The organism is Mycobacterium sp. BMJ-28 (assembly GCF_054404835.1).
Map to the genome: position 1 here is coordinate 4,383,784 of NZ_CM136783.1, position 16,618 is coordinate 4,400,401.

The 16,618-nt window shown below is 67.4% G+C and carries 15 protein-coding genes; 11 read left to right on the top strand and 4 right to left on the bottom strand.

Annotated features, from left to right (window positions below):
* Nucleotides 1-68 precede the first annotated feature (68 nt).
* Nucleotides 69-1,301: an acyl-CoA dehydrogenase family protein gene (locus ACXPWS_RS21815; RefSeq protein WP_458708650.1), complete on the top strand. Its 1,233-nt coding sequence runs from the start codon at nt 69-71 to the stop codon at nt 1,299-1,301.
* Nucleotides 1,302-2,420 carry an acyl-CoA dehydrogenase family protein gene (locus ACXPWS_RS21820; protein ID WP_458708651.1) on the top strand — a complete coding sequence of 373 codons (1,119 nt, stop codon included), beginning with the start codon at nt 1,302-1,304 and terminating at the stop codon, nt 2,418-2,420. It begins immediately after the preceding gene.
* Here ACXPWS_RS21820 and ACXPWS_RS21825 read toward each other — a convergent pair whose 3' ends face one another.
* Nucleotides 2,421-4,019 (bottom strand): FAD-dependent oxidoreductase, encoded by a 1,599-nt coding sequence (locus ACXPWS_RS21825; protein ID WP_458713643.1) that lies wholly within the window; start codon nt 4,017-4,019, stop codon nt 2,421-2,423.
* Between the two features lie 183 nt (nt 4,020-4,202).
* On the opposite strand from ACXPWS_RS21825, the gene ACXPWS_RS21830 reads away from it, so the two are divergent.
* Together ACXPWS_RS21830 and ACXPWS_RS21835 are read left to right on the top strand one after the other, a co-directional pair.
* A complete protein-coding gene (locus ACXPWS_RS21830; RefSeq protein WP_458708652.1) occupies nt 4,203-4,796 on the top strand; it encodes a TetR family transcriptional regulator in 594 nt (197 codons plus the stop codon).
* Nucleotides 4,797-4,811: 15 nt separating this feature from the next.
* Complete coding sequence (locus ACXPWS_RS21835; RefSeq protein ID WP_458713644.1) at nt 4,812-6,263, top strand: AMP-binding protein; 1,452 nt, start codon at nt 4,812-4,814, stop codon at nt 6,261-6,263.
* Here ACXPWS_RS21835 and ACXPWS_RS21840 read toward each other — a convergent pair.
* Both ACXPWS_RS21840 and ACXPWS_RS21845 read right to left on the bottom strand, forming a co-directional pair.
* Nucleotides 6,260-7,027: a DUF2127 domain-containing protein gene (locus ACXPWS_RS21840; RefSeq protein WP_458708653.1), complete on the bottom strand. Its 768-nt coding sequence runs from the start codon at nt 7,025-7,027 to the stop codon at nt 6,260-6,262. The two genes, ACXPWS_RS21835 and ACXPWS_RS21840, sit on opposite strands and share 4 nt — an antisense overlap.
* A 10-nt stretch (nt 7,028-7,037) precedes the next feature.
* Complete coding sequence (locus ACXPWS_RS21845) at nt 7,038-8,090, bottom strand: LacI family DNA-binding transcriptional regulator (RefSeq protein WP_458708654.1); 1,053 nt, start codon at nt 8,088-8,090, stop codon at nt 7,038-7,040.
* A gap of 132 nt (nt 8,091-8,222) precedes the next feature.
* Here ACXPWS_RS21845 and ACXPWS_RS21850 point away from each other — a divergent pair, with 132 nt between their 5' ends.
* Genes ACXPWS_RS21850 through ACXPWS_RS21865 form a run of 4 tightly spaced genes read left to right on the top strand, consistent with a single transcriptional unit; the run spans nt 8,223 to nt 12,473 of the window.
* On the top strand, nt 8,223-9,626 hold the full coding sequence (locus tag ACXPWS_RS21850; RefSeq protein WP_458708655.1) for a sugar porter family MFS transporter: 1,404 nt from the start codon (nt 8,223-8,225) through the stop codon (nt 9,624-9,626).
* A 22-nt stretch (nt 9,627-9,648) separates the two neighbouring features.
* A complete protein-coding gene (locus tag ACXPWS_RS21855; RefSeq protein WP_458708656.1) occupies nt 9,649-10,554 on the top strand; it encodes a sugar phosphate isomerase/epimerase family protein in 906 nt (301 codons plus the stop codon).
* 14 nt (nt 10,555-10,568) lie between these two features.
* Complete coding sequence (locus ACXPWS_RS21860; RefSeq protein ID WP_458708657.1) at nt 10,569-11,588, top strand: Gfo/Idh/MocA family protein; 1,020 nt, start codon at nt 10,569-10,571, stop codon at nt 11,586-11,588.
* Entirely contained in the window at nt 11,589-12,473 is an 885-nt protein-coding gene (locus ACXPWS_RS21865; RefSeq protein ID WP_458708658.1) for a sugar phosphate isomerase/epimerase family protein, read from the top strand.
* Between the two features lie 48 nt (nt 12,474-12,521).
* Here the strand turns inward: ACXPWS_RS21865 and ACXPWS_RS21870 are convergent, their stop codons facing one another.
* Nucleotides 12,522-12,785: a hypothetical protein gene (locus ACXPWS_RS21870; RefSeq protein ID WP_458708659.1), complete on the bottom strand. Its 264-nt coding sequence runs from the start codon at nt 12,783-12,785 to the stop codon at nt 12,522-12,524.
* A gap of 422 nt (nt 12,786-13,207) precedes the next feature.
* Between ACXPWS_RS21870 and ACXPWS_RS21875 the strand changes: the two genes are divergently transcribed.
* The 3 genes from ACXPWS_RS21875 to ACXPWS_RS21885 all read left to right on the top strand — a co-directional run bounded on the left by ACXPWS_RS21875 (nt 13,208) and on the right by ACXPWS_RS21885 (nt 16,572).
* A complete protein-coding gene (locus tag ACXPWS_RS21875) occupies nt 13,208-14,443 on the top strand; it encodes a hypothetical protein (protein WP_458708660.1) in 1,236 nt (411 codons plus the stop codon).
* Between the two features lie 54 nt (nt 14,444-14,497).
* Nucleotides 14,498-16,231 carry a ubiquinone-dependent pyruvate dehydrogenase gene (poxB, locus tag ACXPWS_RS21880; protein WP_458708661.1) on the top strand — a complete coding sequence of 578 codons (1,734 nt, stop codon included), beginning with the start codon at nt 14,498-14,500 and terminating at the stop codon, nt 16,229-16,231.
* 191 nt (nt 16,232-16,422) lie between these two features.
* Entirely contained in the window at nt 16,423-16,572 is a 150-nt protein-coding gene (locus ACXPWS_RS21885; RefSeq protein ID WP_458708662.1) for a hypothetical protein, read from the top strand.
* The last annotated feature ends 46 nt before the right edge of the window (nt 16,573-16,618 follow it).

Genomic DNA, 16,618 nt, shown 5'->3' on the forward strand with positions numbered 1-16,618 from the left:
CTTCGAGTACGCGCCGCATCCGAGCAGTTATATTACGTAGTTAGATAAGCGAGGAGAGGCGAGCAGTGATGGACCTGAATTGGTCGGAGGCGGACGCCGCTTTCCGGGATGAGGTGCACGAGTTCCTGGCGGCGGGGCTCTCGCCCGAACTACAGCGCGCGGGCCGGCTGATGACCAGTGTGTACAGCGATCACGAGGCCAGCATGCAATGGCAGCGGATTCTGCACGAACGCGGCTGGGCGGCACCGGCGTGGCCGGTGGAGCACGGCGGCTGCGACTGGACGCTCACCCAGCACTACATCTTCAGCAGGGAGTCCCAGCTGGCCGGCGCGCCCTCGTTGTCACCGATGGGAATCCGGATGGTGGCGCACGCCATCGTCAAGTTCGGCACCGCCGAACAGAAGGATTTCTTCCTGCCCCGCATCCTCACCGGGGAGGTGTTCTTCTGCCAGGGCTATTCCGAACCGGAGGCGGGGTCGGACCTGGCGGCCTTGTCGATGGCCGCGGTGTCCGACGGAAACGACCTGGTCTGCACCGGCAGCAAGATCTGGACCACCCACGCCACCGAGGCCAATTGGATGTTCGCGCTGGTGCGCACTTCCCGCGCCGGCAGGAAACAACAGGGCATCACGTTCGTCCTGATCGATATGGCCACACCGGGCATCCAGATCCGGCCGCTGGTGATGACCTCCGGCGAGGAGGTGCAGAACCAGGTGTTCTTCGACGAGGTCCGGGTGCCCAAGGCCAATGTCATCGGGCGGATCGACGATGGCTGGACGGTGGCCAAGTACCTGCTGGAGTTCGAGCGCGGAGGCGGGGCCACCGCACCGGCGCTCCAGGTGATGGCCGAACAGGTCGCCGAGGCTGCCGCCACGCAGCCCGGGCCCGCCGGTGGCGCCCTGATCGACGATCCCTGCTTCGCCCACAAGCTGGCCGACGCCCGGATCCGCACCGAGGTGCTGGAGATCCTGGAGTACCGGGTGTTGGCCGCGCTGGCCGGCGGCGGGCATCCCGGTGCGGCGTCCTCGATGCTCAAGATCATCTCGACCGAATTGAGTCAGGTGCTCACCGAACTGGCGATGGAGGCGGCCGGGCCCCGTGGCCGGGCCTACCAGCCGCACGCCACCTGTCCCGGCGGCCCGATCGCCGATTTCGTCGTACCCGAGGACGGCTACGTCAGTGGCCAACCGTGGCAGGCCGTTGCGCCGCTGCGTTACTTCAACGACCGAGCCGGGTCAATCTATGCCGGTAGCAACGAGATTCAGCGCAATATCCTCGCCAAGGCGGAGTTGGGACTCTAGATGGACTTCACATTGACCGACGAACAGGAACTCCTGCGCGACGGGCTCACCAAATTCCTGTCCACCCGGTACCAGCTGGAGTCCAGCCGCGCCGCCGCCAAGACCGGGGCGGGCTGGCAACCCGCGATCTGGCGGGCCTTCGCCGACGAACTCGGCATCCTCGGCGCCGCGCTGCCCGAGGAGGTCGGCGGAATCGGTGGCGGCCCGGTCGAAGTCATGGTGATCGCCGAGGCCCTCGGGCAGGCCCTGGTGGTCGAGCCCTACGTCGACACCGCGGTGGTGGCCGGCGGCCTGCTGCTGCGGGCGCAGAGCCCGGTCGCCGATGGCCTGCTGGAGAAGATCGTCGCAGGCGAGGCCATCGTCGCGCTCGCAGCGGCCGAGGCGCGGTCCGGGGAACGCTGGCAGGACGTGCGGACCACCGCCCGCCGTGACGGTGCCGGCTGGGTGCTCGACGGCGCCAAGATCATGGCGCTGGCCGCCCCGCTGGCCAGCCACCTGCTGGTGACGGCGACGACGTCGACCGGGTTGTCGCTGTTCCTCGTCGATCTGGGTGAGCGCCCCGCCGGGCTCACCCTGAAGGGGTACCGCACCGTCGACGACCGGTGGGCTGCCGACATCGATCTGGACGCCGTGCCGGCCACGCTGCTCGGCCAAGACGGTGCGGCCTGGCCTTCGCTGGCCCAGGCCCGCGACGAAGGCGCCGCCGCGGTGTGCGCCGAGGCCGTCGGAAACATGCGAAAGGTGTTGACCGACACCGTCGAATACAGCAAGCAGCGTCAGCAGTTCGGCACGCCGATCGGCAGTTTTCAGGCTTTACAGCACCGCATGGTGGACATGCACATGGAACTCGAGCAATCGGTGGCGGCCGTCTACCTGGCGGTGCTGAACCTGCACGCCGACCCCGATCAACGGGCCCGGGCGGTATCGGCGGCCAAGGCCACCATCGGCCGGGCCGCCCGGTTCATCGGGCAGAACGCCGTTCAGTTGCACGGCGGCATGGGCATGACCGAGGAGCTCGCGATCGGGCACTACTTCAAGCGCCTCACCGCCGTCCAGTACGAGTTCGGTTCCACCGACCAGCACCTGATGCGCTACGCGGAGCTCACCCGGTCCCGATGATCAGGTCAGCGCCGCGCCGCGCAGGTCCTCGATCGCGGTGAATTTCACCCGGGGCCGCGACGCCACGGCGCCGCGGTCCCGCTCTGCGCCGTCGATGAGCCGCCAGCCCGACCAGTCCAGCGGTTGGATACCGCGGCTGTCCAACAGGTTTCGCAGCGCCGACGGGTCCCGGACGTCGCGGCGCAGGGTGCCGTCGAGGTGGTCCTGCCACAATGCGTCGACGGTCTGCACCGCGCAGGTGCGGTTGGTGCCGATCACGCCCCGCGGACCGCGCTTGATCCAGCCGGTGACGTAGCTCCCCCTGGCACCGACGACCCGGCCACCCTCGTTGGGCACCACGCCGGCGTCGTCGTCGAAGGGCAGCCCGTCGACCGGGGCACCGCGATAACCGATGGACCGCAGGATCAATCCGGCGGCCAGCGACTCGACCTGGCCGCCACGTACAATCCGCAGACCATGGGCGGCTTCGGTTCCGAGGATCTCCTCGACAATCGTGTTGAACCGCAGCACGATTCGCCTGTTTCCCGGTGTCGGCGCACGTCCGGCGTATTCGCGGGCGATGTCGGTCTTGAGCACCGCGCCCAGATCGGTCTGGTCCACCGGCTCGCCGAGGTCGCCCTCGATCACGACGTCGATCCCGTCCAGGTGCCCGAGCGCGAGGAACTCGCCCACCGAGAAGGCGGCGTCGGCGATACCGCGGCGGCCCAGGATCACCACTTCGCGAATGGCACTGTCCCGCAGCGCCTGCAACGCATGTTCGGCGATGTCGGTACGGGCCAGGCAATCCTGATCCAGCAGCAGCATGCGCGCGGCATCCAGCGTGACGTTGCCGTTGCCGACGATCACGGCGCGTTCGGTGTGCAGGTCGAACGCGTGACCGGCGTGATCGGGATGGCCGTTGTACCAGCCCACGAAATCCGCCGCCGGATGGCTGCCGGGCAGTTCCTCGCCGGGGATGCCGAGCCTGCGGCTGTTGGCGGCACCGACGGCGTAGATGACGGCGTGGTGATGAGCCAGCAGGTCGTCATGGCTGAGGTCGCGCCCGACCTCGACGCCCAGATGACAGCCGAACCGGCGGTTGGTGAAAACGCGTTCGAAGATGTTCACCACCGACTTGGTGTGCTGATGGTCGGGCGCAACCCCGGCCCGGATGAGGCCGAACGGCGTGGGCAGCCGTTCGAAGAGGTTGACCTCGACGCCGTCGATGTCGATCAGCTCGGCGGCAGCGTAGCAGGCAGCCGGCCCTGCCCCCACGATCGCCACGCGCAGACCGCCGGCCGCGACGGCCGAGCGGGCGGCCCGCAGGGGTGCGGTGTCCGGCTGCAGCGGATGCCGTTCGAAATACGCGGCGTTGATCTCCCGGAAGCGCTCCTGCCCGGGCGGCAGGTCTTCCTCGTAGTGGATGGCATCGACCGGGCACTCGTCGAAACAGGCACCGCAGTCGATGCACGACTCGGGATCGATGTACAGCATGTCCGCCGACGCGAGCAGCCCGGCGCTCGCGGCGTCATCCCCGCCCACCGGACGGATGCAATCGACCGGGCACACCGGTACGCAACTGGCGTCTTTACAGCAGTTCTGCGTGATCACGTAGGTCATGGTTTTTCCCTCCCGGCTCGCCGACAGGTTACTGGACACTTGTCCGATTATGCTAGCCGCTTCCTCGTCGTGAGGTACCTCGGGGCCGGTCAGCGTCGGACATGAACAGCTAGAAGCTGCTCGTAGTTACCGCTTTTGCCCGCACTGATTGCCAAGCACGCGCAGCCCGGATACTCTGGACACATGTCCAGCCCCGTGGTGGCTGATGTCACCTATTTGCAGGATCGCACACCCAATCCCGTGGTCAGGCTCAAGCAGACGCACCGGCAGCTGTTCGGGGCCGCGGCCGCCCTCCTCGACGCTCGGTCCGAACTCTCGCTCACCGAACTGGCCGCACGGGCCCGCATCGCGCCGGCGGCGGTGTCCGCCCACTTCCCGTCCGTGGACGCGATGTTCGCCGAGCTGTACCTCGCCCGGGTGTATGAGTTGCCGCTGATCGTCGATCCCGCCGCGGGCGCCCGGGCCCGGGTCGGCGACCAACTGCGCGCCATCACCCTGGTGCTGGCCGACGAACCCCTGCTGGCCACCGCGTGCGCCCGTGCCCTGCTGCGCGACGACGACGACGCGGTGGCCGCGGTCCGCAAGCGCGTCGCCGCCGAGGTACACCGGCGCACTGCCGCGGCCCTCGGGATGGGTGCCTGGCCGGAGGTCACCGATACCTTGGAGACGATGTTCTGGGGCGCGCTGCTCCAGGTGCAGTCCCGGGTGATGACCTATCACGACATGGCGGACCGGCTCGACACGATGCTGTCGCTGCTGCTGCCCGATATCGACTGACCGACTGTGACCGCGCTGCTGCTGCACGAACTGATCACGGCGGCCGCCGCCGACGCACCGGACCGGCCGGCGATCATCGCACCGGACGGGACGGCGATCGGTTTCGGCCAATTCGATGTCCAGATCCGTGCGACCGCGGCCTGGGTGGCGGCGCGCAGCCGACCCGGTGACCGCATCGCCGTCATCGCCGACAACGGCGCCGACTATGCCCGGCTGTACTACGCGGTGCCGCGCAGCGGCCGGATTCTGGTGCTGGTCAACCAGCGACTCAGCGGCGCAGAGCAGCTCGAGCAGCTCGCGTCGGTCCGGCCGGCCGTGGTGGTCGGCGACCCCGGTTACCTCGCCCCGCTTTCCGGCAGCGGCTTGTCGGTGGTGCCGTTCGGCAGCGCCGAATGGCACCAGGAATCGGATCAGGACATCGACGCGCCGGTTGCGCCGGATGGTCCCGCCTGGCTGTTGTTCACCAGCGGTTCCACCGGGAAGCCCAAGGGCGTCAAGCACACTCACCGGTCGCTGCTTGCCGCCGTGCGCGGAACCATTGCCGGCCGGTCGGTCCGCGCCGGTGGGGTGTACCTGCTGCCGTTCCCGATGTGCCACATCGCCGGCTACAACATGCTGGTGCACCACGGCGTCGGCTCCACGGTGCTTCCGGTACCGGCCTTTCGGCCCGAATCCTTCGTCGACGCGGTCAACGCGCACGGCGTGACATCGTGCTCACTGGCGCCCACGATGCTGCACAGCCTGCTGGCCCACCTGGAGGACACCGGCAGCCAACTGCCCACCCTGCGCGACATCGCCTACGGGTCGGCCGCGATTCCCGCCGACCTGTTGCACCGGGCCATCTCCCGGCTCGGGGTGGACTTTCACCAGGGTTACGGAATGACCGAAACCGGCGGCAATATCACCTTTCTCGGGCCGCAGGAACACCGTTGCGGCGACCCGGCGGTCCTCACGACCGCGGGCCGTCCGCACGCGGGGATACAGATACGCATCGCGGGTCCCGGTACGGTCGGCGAGATCCTGGTGCGCGGCGCGCAGGTCGCGGCGGGCTACTGGCCGGACACCCCGGCCACGGTCGACGGCTGGCTGCCCACCGGCGACGTCGGTTATCTCGACGGTGCCGGACAGCTTGTGGTGACCGACCGGCTGAAGGATGTGATCATCACCGGCGGGGAGAACGTGTCCTCGCGTGAGGTCGAGGACGTGTTGTCCCGGCACCCAGGTGTGGACCAGGCCGCGGTGGTCGGTGTGCCCGACCACTATTGGGGTGAGGCGATCTGCGCGGTGGTGGTACCGCAGCCCGGTCTGGCCGTGACCACCGAGGACCTGGTGAACCATGTGCGCGCCGGCCTGGCCGGATTCAAACGCCCCCGGCACGTGCTGTTCGTGGACGCGCTCCCGTTGACCAGCAACGGCAAGGTCGCGAAAGAGGCTGTGCGGCAGTATGCCCGGGCTCAATTGAGCTAGGGCACCGCACCTTCGAGCCCCGCCCGCTCCACGCTCATCAGGCTCTCGGTGTGATGCTCGGCCCAATACGCCTTGCCGCCGCCGTTCAGGCCGAACAGCCGCTTGCTCCACAGCAGCCAGACCACCGCGATGACGTTGATGACCACGGCCGCCACTCGCAGCACGGTGATCTTCTCGGTCAATTCGTAGATCTCCAACGGCAGGAACGCGCTGGTGGCCACCACCGCGAAGTACTCGCCCCAGCGCTTCATCAGCCACAAGCCGACCGCTTCGACCAGTTGGGTGCAGGCGTAGGCGGCCAGCGCGATCGCGATCCACAACAACGTCGTCGAGGACAGTGAGAACGCGTCGCCGATGTGCCGGATGAGCTTGGAATCGTCCAGATTCCAGCCGATCTGATCGGCCAGCGGGCGCAGCAGCGGCAGCTCCTGTTCGAATGCCTGCTTCAGGTGCTCACGTTCACCCCGGACCTTGACCACCGCGCCGGCAGCCAGCAGCAGAAGCAGAGCGCGGACCACCCGTTCGGCGGCCAGCACGCGCATCAGGGTCCGGTCGCGCAGCAGCCGGCCGCGCGGCACCTCGGGCGCGGTGTCGGCGGGCCCGTGACCGCGCGGCGGCCCGACGACGAACGTCTCACAGCGCAGGCAACGCCAGGCCTCGCCGACCGGAGTGTCCACCCGCAGCCGTTCCCGCAGCTCGGGCTCATCGGGCGCGAACGTCGCGTGCCCGCGCAGGCCGCACGACCGCAGCGCGAAGTTCACCATGTCAGGGACATTACCGCCGGGCAGAAGTGGACGGCGGCGCGCTGGTACCGCGGACCACGAGCCGCGACTCCAGCACAACCTCGTTGGGCCCGGCGCAACGCTGCTCCAGCAGTTCGACCGCGAGCCGCACCGCGTGGCGGGCCAGGCCGGGCGCGTCCTGGTGCACGGTGGTCAGGTCGATCCGCGGATAATCCGAGAGCCGGCTGTCGTCGAAGCCCACCAGCGACAGGTCACCGGGGATGTCGACCCCCGAGCGGGTCAGCACATCGAGCAGACCCAGCGCACAGCGGTCGTTGCCGGCCAGCACCGCCGTGGGCAGCGCGGGCCGGGCGAGCAGTTCGCGGGCCGCTGCCGCGCCGGCCTCCTCGGTGTGCGCGCCGGCGACGACGTCGACGCGGTCGGACAGCCCGTGCGCGGCCATGGCGGCGCGGTAGCCGCTGCGCCGCTCCGCCGAGCCGGCGCCCTCACCACCGTCGACGTGCAGAATGTCCTTGTGCCCCAGCGTGATCAGATAGTCGACCGCGTCCCCTATGCCCCGCGCGTCATCGGTGCGGACCGACGCCAGGTTGGCCACGTCACGCAGTGCGTCCACAGGTAATCGGGGACCCACCACCACCACGGGCACCTCCGAAGCGAGCGTCGTCAAGTACTCGATTCCCGATGCCGGGCCCAACAGCACCAGGCTGCCGCAGCGGTGACTCAACAGCGCCTGCACGGGCACCGACTCCGCGCGGTCGGACAGATTCGCCGACAGCAGGACCTCATAACCCAGCTCTTCGGCGGCCGGGTAGATGCCGGTCACCAACTCGGCTTGGAAGAGCTGCCGCACATCGGTGAGCACACCGAGAGTGCGGCTGCGCCCCAGCGCAAGCAGACGTGCGGCGGCATCGTGGCGGTAGCCGATCTCCTCGGCGATCGCCAGCACCCGCTGCCGGGTCTCGTCGCTGGCACCCGGTTTGCCGTCGAGGATGAACGACACGAGTGTGCGCGAGACCCCGGCCCGGGCCGCGACCTCGGCCATGGTCGGGCGGCGCGCCGCAGCGCCGCGGGGTGCCGACGGCATCGCATCTCCCCTTCCACGTGACGGTTGACACATCACATTCTGACGTCGATAGTATCTCTAACGCGCGTTACTAACGCGCGTTAGATACCAGGAGGCGGCTGAAGTCCGCCACGACGTGCAAAGGCGCACACCATGGCGACAAGAACCCCAGCGGCGTCCGGCCGGTTCCTGACCAAGCTCACCGTCATCGCGACTCTCGGCGGGCTGCTGTTCGGCTACGACACCGGCGTCATCTCCGGCGCGCTGCTCTACATGAAGGACGACCTGGCGCTGTCGTCGTTCGGCGAGGCGACCGTGGTCAGCAGTCTGCTGTTCCCCGGCGCCGCGTTCGGTGCGCTCTTCGGCGGCCGGGTCGCCGACCGGATCGGGCGCAAACGCACCCTGCTGGTCTGCGCGGGACTGTTCCTGGCCGGAGCGATCGGCTGCGCATTGGCCCCCACCGTGCAGATCATGGTGGCCGCCAGGATCGTCCTCGGCCTTGGCGTCGGCGCCGCCGCGGTCACCTGTCCGCTCTACCTCGCCGAGATGGCGCCCGCCGACCGCCGCGGCCGGATGGTCACCATCAACGAACTGATGATCGTCACCGGCCAGATGCTCGCCTTCGCCACCAACGCCCTACTCGACCACCTCATTCACGATCCGCACGTGTGGCGCACGATGCTCGCGGTGGCCGCGGTCCCCGCCGTCGCCCTGTTCATCGGTATGTTCGCCCTGCCCGACTCGCCACGTTGGTACGGCGCCGAGGGCCGGCTCGACGAGGCGCGAAACGTGCTGCTGCTCAGCCGGTCCGAACGGGAGGCCGACGCCGAATACCACCTCATCGCCGAGCACACCGCGCACATGCTCAAGACCACCCGCACGCCGTTCGCCGTGATCCGGGACGTGCCGTGGATTCGGCGCGTCGTGCTCATCGGATGCGGGCTGGCCATCGTCCAGCAAGCCACCGGCATCAACACCGTCAACTATTACGCACCGACCATTCTCGAACAGAGCGGCCTCGGGGTCAGTGCCGCGCTCATCGCGACCATCGCGGTGGGCGTGACATCGGTGATCACCACGATCATCGGTATCGTCCTGCTCGGGTACGTGGGCAGGCGCACCATGCTGCTGATCGGCTTCGCCGGGGTCGCCCTGTCCCAAGCCGCGCTGGCGACCACCTTCCTGATGCCCGAATCGGCCACCCGCAGCTACGTGATCCTGGCCTGCATGGTTTTGTTCGTGGCGTTCGTGCAGATGTTCATCGGCACCTGCGTGTGGCTGCTGCTGTCGGAGATCTTCCCGCTGAGCATCCGCGGGTTCGCCATGGGCATCGCGGTTTTCGTGCTCTGGTGCACCAACGCGATCATCTCGTTCGCCTTCCCCCTACTGAACCAGGCACTCGGGTCGACGGGCACGTTCGCCCTGTTCGTCCTCGTCAATCTCGCCTCCTTCGTCTTCGTGCGACGCCACGTTCCGGAGACCAAGGACACCACCCTCGAAGAGCTCGAAGAGCGCTTCGAGGCCCAGCACGACACCCGCACCACCACCTCCGTCTGAACACCGAAAGGACCTTCCCCCGATGAGCACGATCCTCGTTGGCTCCGCACCCGACTCATGGGGCGTGTGGTTCCCCGACAACCCACAGCAGACCCCGTACACCCGGTTCCTCGACGAGGTCGCCGAGGCCGGTTACGAATGGATCGAGTTGGGCCCGTTCGGCTACCTGCCCACCGATCCCCGTCAGCTGTCGGACGAGTTGGCCAAGCGCAACCTGAAGTTGTCCGCGGGCACCGTGTTCGAGCACCTGCACCAAGACGACTCATGGGATGCCGTGTGGTCGCAGATCGAAGACGTCGCGAAACTGACTGCCGCCGTGGGCGGTAAGCACGTGGTCGTCATCCCCGAGATGTGGCGCGACCCGGCCACCGGCGCCGTCCTGGAAGACCGCAACCTCACCGTCGAGCAGTGGCACAAGAAGACAGCGGGCATGAATGAACTGGGCCGGGCGATGTACGAAAAGTACGGCGTCCGTGCGCAATACCATCCGCACGCCGATTCACACGTCGACACCGAAGAGAACGTCTACCGCTTCCTGGACGGTACCGACGGCGAGTTCGTCAACCTGTGCCTGGACACCGGGCACATCTCCTACTGCGGTGGCGACAACATCGCGATCATCCGGCGCGCCCCCGAGCGGATCGGCTACCTGCACCTCAAGCAGGTCGATCCCGAGGTGCGCGCCAAGGTCGAAGCCGAGGACCTGCCCTTCGGCGAAGCGGTCAAACTCGGCGCGATGACCGAGCCGCCACGCGGTATCCCTGACATGCCGCCGCTGCTGGCCGAGATCGAGAAGCTCGGCATCGACGTATTCGCCATCGTCGAGCAGGACATGTACCCCTGCGAGGTCGACGCTCCGCTGCCCATTGCCAAGCGCACCCAGAACTACCTGGGTTCGTGTGGCGTCCCATCCGTCCGTTTCAAGTAGGAGCCGAAGAAGTCATGTCCGAACTGAAGATCGCCGTCCTGGGCGTGGGAATGATGGGGGCCGACCACGTTGCGCGCCTCACCTCCCGCATCTCCGGAGCCCGGGTGGCCGTGGTCAGCGACTACCTCACCGAGAAGGCCGACGCCGTCGCCGCGGGCATCCCCGGCTGCCGGGCCATCAACGACCCGCTGGACGCCATTGCCGATCAGGGTGTCGACGCCGTGGTGCTGGCCACGCCGGGACCCACCCATGAGAAGCAACTGCTGGCCTGCCTGGAGCACGGCAAACCCGTGCTGTGCGAGAAGCCGCTGACCACCGATGTGGAGACCTCACTCGCCGTGGTCCGACGCGAAGCCGAATTGGGCAAGCGGCTGATCCAGGTCGGCTTCATGCGCCGTTTCGACCACGAGTACGCGCGGCTGAAATCGCTGCTGGACGCCGGCGAACTCGGCGAGCCACTGGTGATGCATTGTGCCCACCGCAATCCCGCGGTGCCGCCCCACTTCGACAGCGCCATGATCGTGCGGGACTCGCTGGTGCACGAGGTGGACGTGACCCGATTCCTGTTCGGCGAGGAGATCGCCTCGGTGCAGATCATTCGTCCGGCCGCCAATCCCGGCGCACCACAGGGGCTGCAGGATCCGCAGATCGCGATCTTCAAGACGATCTCCGGTAAACATGTCGATGTCGAGGTCTTCGTCACCACCGGTGTGGCCTATGAGGTGCGCACCGAGGTGGTCGCCGAGAAGGGTTCCGCCATGATCGGGCTCGACGTCGGGCTGCTGCGCAAGAGCGCCCCGGGTACCTGGGGCGGTCAGATCACGCCGAGTTTCAAGGAGCGCTTCGGTCAGGCCTACGACACCGAGTTCCAGCGCTGGGTGGACGCCGTCCTGGCCGGCGATGACACCGGAAATTACACCGACGGGCCCGGCGCCTGGGACGGATATGCCGCCGCAGCGGTATGCGAGGCCGGGGTGAAGTCGCTGGAGAGCGGCGTGGCGGTCGACGTCGAACTCGTGGACAGGATCGGCTAGATGAAGATCGCGTTGGATCCCACTCCCTTTCACCACGACCATGGTCTGCTCGACCTGCCGCGGGTGGTCGCCGAACTGGGCTACGAACACCTGCAACTGACCCCGCACCGCGACTTCATCCCATTCTTCAACCACCCGCGCGCCGACGACGCCCTGGTGGCGAAGTTCGGTAAGGCCTGCGCCGACGCCGGGGTCGGCATCGCCTCGGTGCTGCCGGTGCTGCGCTGGTCCAGCACGGACCCCGACGCCCGCGAAGCCGCCGTACGAAACTGGAAGCGCGTCATCCAGATCACCGTGGATCTGGGCGTCCAGGTGATCAACACCGAATTCTCCGGGCGCCCGGAGAAGGCCGAAGAGTCCGAGCGCGCGTTCTTCCGCTCCATGGAAGAACTCCTGCCGATCATCGAACGCGAGGGCATCGATGTCCGGATCGACCCACACCCCGATGATTTCGTCGAGGACGGGCTGGAGGCGGTCCGCATCATCCGCGGGGTCAACTCCCCCCACATCGGGATGGTCTTCGTGGCTTGCCACGCGTTTCACATGATGGGCACGTCATCGTCGACGATGACCGAGATCATGCGCGCGGCCGGTGACAAACTCCGTCTGGTGCACGTCGCCGACACCATGGATCATCACCGCAGCCACGGCCTGCGCTACATCACCAATCCGCCGGGCAACCCGGTCCGGGTGCACCAGCACCTCAAGATCGGCGACGGCGACATCGACTGGGACGAGTTCTTCTCCGGCCTGGCCGAACTCGGCTTCTACGACCGCGACGACACCGTCATGGTCTCGTCGGTGTTCGCCGAGGACGAAACCGCCCACGACGTCTCTGCCTACCAACTCAAGACGATGACCGAGTACATCGCCAAATACCGCTGAGCACAACGCCGTTCCGGCTGGGTCGACCCCAGCCGGAACGCGTCGGCGTCATTCCGGTTGCTGGTAGCGCTTCAGGAATGCCAGGCCGGCGATCGCCGCGGCGACACCGATGGCGGTCCACAGCACGAACGGGAAGACCAGCGCGATCGGTGACCAGCCGACGCCGGCCAGCACCGTGGCCGAGTAGATCAGCCAGACCAGTCGGTAGACCGACCACAGCACGGTCAGGCCGGCGACGATGCCGAGCACCATGGCACGAGGCCGGTCGACGCGGTTGATCTGTTCCTGGATACGAGCGGGCACGATGTTCATGTCTTGGATGTTCCTTTCAGGTTATGCGGCCCCGGCGGGCAAATTGCCGATGCCATGAGGGCAAGTACAGTGCGCGGCGATCGCTACCGATCCCAAGAAACGTCGGACAGCAAAGTCACGTAGTCGACTACCCATGCCCCGGTCGGTCCGCGACCATACGGTGGTCAGCAGGGCGACCCGGACAACGGGAGGAGCGGCAAATGTGGACATTCCTGGTGGTGACCCTGTTCCCGCTGGCGCTGGCCACCGCATTCGCCATCCATGACTTGCAGCACCGGCTGGAACGCTGGGACTACCGCAGGCACGCGCAGGACTGAGGTTTTAGAGGAACACACGTAGTGCACTACTCGTGACCGGACGCGGTCCCCGGCAATAGCGTCGCAGTACGGGCAACACGGCGGGCGGGGCAAGGAGAAGAGTCCATGAAGTTGGCGCATTACACGCGGCACGGCAAGTGGGCCGCGGCCCGCACGTCCACCGGGCCGTCTTGGCGCGCGCTGCCGGCCGACTCGCTGTGTGGTCCGTACGGTTTCGATCACGACAGCACGCTGGCGCTGGAATACGGCGAATTCGTGTACTTCTACCCGGTCGCCCAGAGCCTCACCCACCACGCCACCATCGAGGTCACCGGTGCGCAGAACGGCGACACCACGACCTTCGGGCCGTTTGACGTCGACAACTTCCCCGGACACGGCGCGTCCGACCTGACCGGCCACGCGTTCGGGCTCGCGCCCGGGACGTACGCCGGAATCATCTACCGGCCCAACGACCTTGAGACCGCGCACCGCCACCCGACCTCCGACGCCATCACTGTGGTCACCACCGATGCCAAGGGCGTCACCCGCACCTCCGCGCGACTGTCGCTCACCGTGCCGCCGGTGAACACTCCCGCGGTGACGACGTGGGGTCCGAGGTCAGCCGACCCGGTCGACATCGGTCGTCTCGATGCGTTCACCGGCACCACCTTTCTCCCGACCGGCGAGGTGGTGTTCGATGTCGAGGCGCTGGACTTCGAGAACGACGACGTCACCGTCACCGTCGGCCAGCCCGCCTACGGGACCGTGGTTGCCGTGCGCACCGACCGCGCCACCGTCCTGGGCGGTCCCCTCGGCGCATCGACCGCGCAGCTGATCCAGTACGTCTACACGCCATACGAGCAGCACCGCACGGACACCTCGGTGTACCACGACAGCTTCACCTTCAGCGTCGACGACGGGAACGGCGGCGTCACGGTGGCCGCGGTGCCGGTGGTCATCCCGAAGTTGGCCACCACCATCCCGGCGGGGCCACATCTGGGCGACGACTCGTTCACCGGCCAGATCACCGCGCCGCTGCACGACATCGCGGGCTACCTGGTGGTACCGACCTCACTGCTGGCCCAGAGCATCGCCAGCCTGGCCGACAGCCAATGGTGTGCCGCGGATCTGGAGTGCGGCGCGGTCACGGTCGACGAGCACGGCGTATTCGTCTACACCCGGCACGCCCAGGACGGCGAGGTGCCCGCCGACGCGACGGACGACTCGTTCGCCGTCATCGCCTACACCGAACGCAACGAGTGGGCCGCGGCGATGGTGCCGGTCGGCGCTTCGGCGCTGACCAGTTATCCGTCGATCGTCGACATCCTCACCAGTGTGCCGACCTCACCGCGGGCTGTGTGAGGGCGCACACCACGCCCGACCGTGCCGCGCCGAAGCGCCGCCTAGGGTTGAGGGATGACCACAGTCGCCGATCACGTCATCTCAACCCTGCGCGCCAGCGGGGTGCAGCGCGTCTACGGATTGCCCGGCGACAGCCTCAACGGGCTGACCGACGCGATCCGCCGGTCGGACGGCTTCGCCTGGGAGCATGTGCGACACGAGGAGGCGGCCGGGTTCGCCGCCGCTGCCGACGCCGCCCTCACCGGTCGACTCGCGGTGTGCGCGGGCAGCTGCGGTCCGGGAAACCTGCACCTGATCAACGGCCTGTTCGACGCGCAGCGCAGCCGAGTTCCCGTGCTGGCCATCGCCGCTCACATTCCGCAGGCCGAGATCGGCTCGCAGTACTTCCAGGAGACCCGGCCCCAGGAGCTGTTCCGCGAGTGCAGCGTGTACTGCGAACTGGTCACCACCGCCGAGGCGGCGCCGCGTGTGCTGGAGATGGCCATGCGTGCAGCCGTCGAGGAGAACGGCGTCGCCGTGGTGGTCGTCCCCGGCGAGATCTTCCTGTCCAAGATCGCCGCCGATGTGCGCGTCACCCCGGTGTTGCCGACCCATCCGGTGGTACGCCCCTCCGATGACGAACTGCACCGTGCCGCATCGATCCTCAACGGCGCCAACAACATCACCATCCTGGCCGGTGCCGGTGTGCAGGGCGCACACGATCAGCTGGTGACGCTTGCGCAGACATTGCAGGCGCCGGTGGTGCACGCGCTGCGCGGCAAGGAGTTCGTCGAGTACGACAACCCGTATGACGTCGGGATGACCGGCCTGCTCGGCTTCGCCTCCGGCTACAAGGCCATCAAGGAAGCCGACGTGCTGCTGATGCTGGGCACCGACTTTCCCTACCGGCAGTTCTATCCCGAGAACGCCACGGTCATTCAGGTGGACATCCGCGGCCGCAACCTGGGCCGGCGCACGCCCGTCGATCTCGGACTGGTCGGTACGGTCACCGACACCCTGACGGCGTTGGCCCCACTGCTCACCGCCCGCCATGACCGCACCCACCTGGACCGGTCGCTCAATCACTACCGCAAGACCCGGCGCCGACTCGATGAGCTGGCGGTCAACGACCGGGACCGCTCCCCCATCCGGCCCGAGTACGTCGCCGCCGTCGCCGATCGACTCGCCGCCGACAATGCGGTGTTCACCGTCGACGTCGGTTCGCCGGTGGTGTGGGCCGCGCGCTATCTGACGATGAACGGCAAGCGCCGACTGCTCGGCTCCTTCAATCACGGCACCATGGCGTGTGCACTCCCGTTGGCGATCGGCGCGCAGACCGTCAACCGCGACCGCCAGGTGGTGGCCTTCGCCGGAGACGGCGGACTGACCATGTTGTTCGGTGAGTTGATCACGCTGATCCAAAACCGGCTGCCGGTCAAACTCGTCGTGTTCAACAACTCGTCGCTGAACTTCGTCGAATTGGAGATGAAAGCCGCGGGCATCGTCACGTTCGGCACCGAGCTGAAGAACCCGAACTTCGCCACCGTTGCCGAATCGCTCGGACTGTTCGCGCGCCGGGTGGAGCACCCGGGCGATCTGGAATCCGCGCTGAGCGCGGCGCTGGCCCACGATGGGCCCGCCTTGGTGGACGTGGTGACGGCCCGGCAGGAACTGTCGATTCCGCCGGCGATCACCGTCGAGCAGGCCAAGGGCTTCTCGCTGTACGCGATCCGCACCATCATGGCCGGGCGCGCGGACGAGCTGCTCGACCTGATGACCACCAACGTGGCGCGCCGCATCCTGGACTGACCATTGTGGCGGCGGCCACTTTTCTCACACCGAAATCGCTTGACCTGTAGCGAAACTCACACCTCGAAAGTTGCTTTACACAGAATTAACAAGGACCATCGAGGTGTTCCACTATTCGGGTGATCCCCGAACTGTGGGCGCCGACAACAACTGAGTCTCCGCAACCCGGAGTCTTTCAAGGAGTGAGAAGAATGTCTTTCGCGCAGTTTCGCGACGATCTGAAGCGCGCCAACAGCCGGCGTCGCCTCTACGCGCGGATCAACGCCATGCCCGATTCGACGGTTCGCGAAGAGCTGATCGCGGTGGCACAGCGGTACGAATTCCAGGATTCCGCACGCTGATCCGCACTACCAGAACAGAGCCGGTGGCCTACAGGCCCCGGCTCTG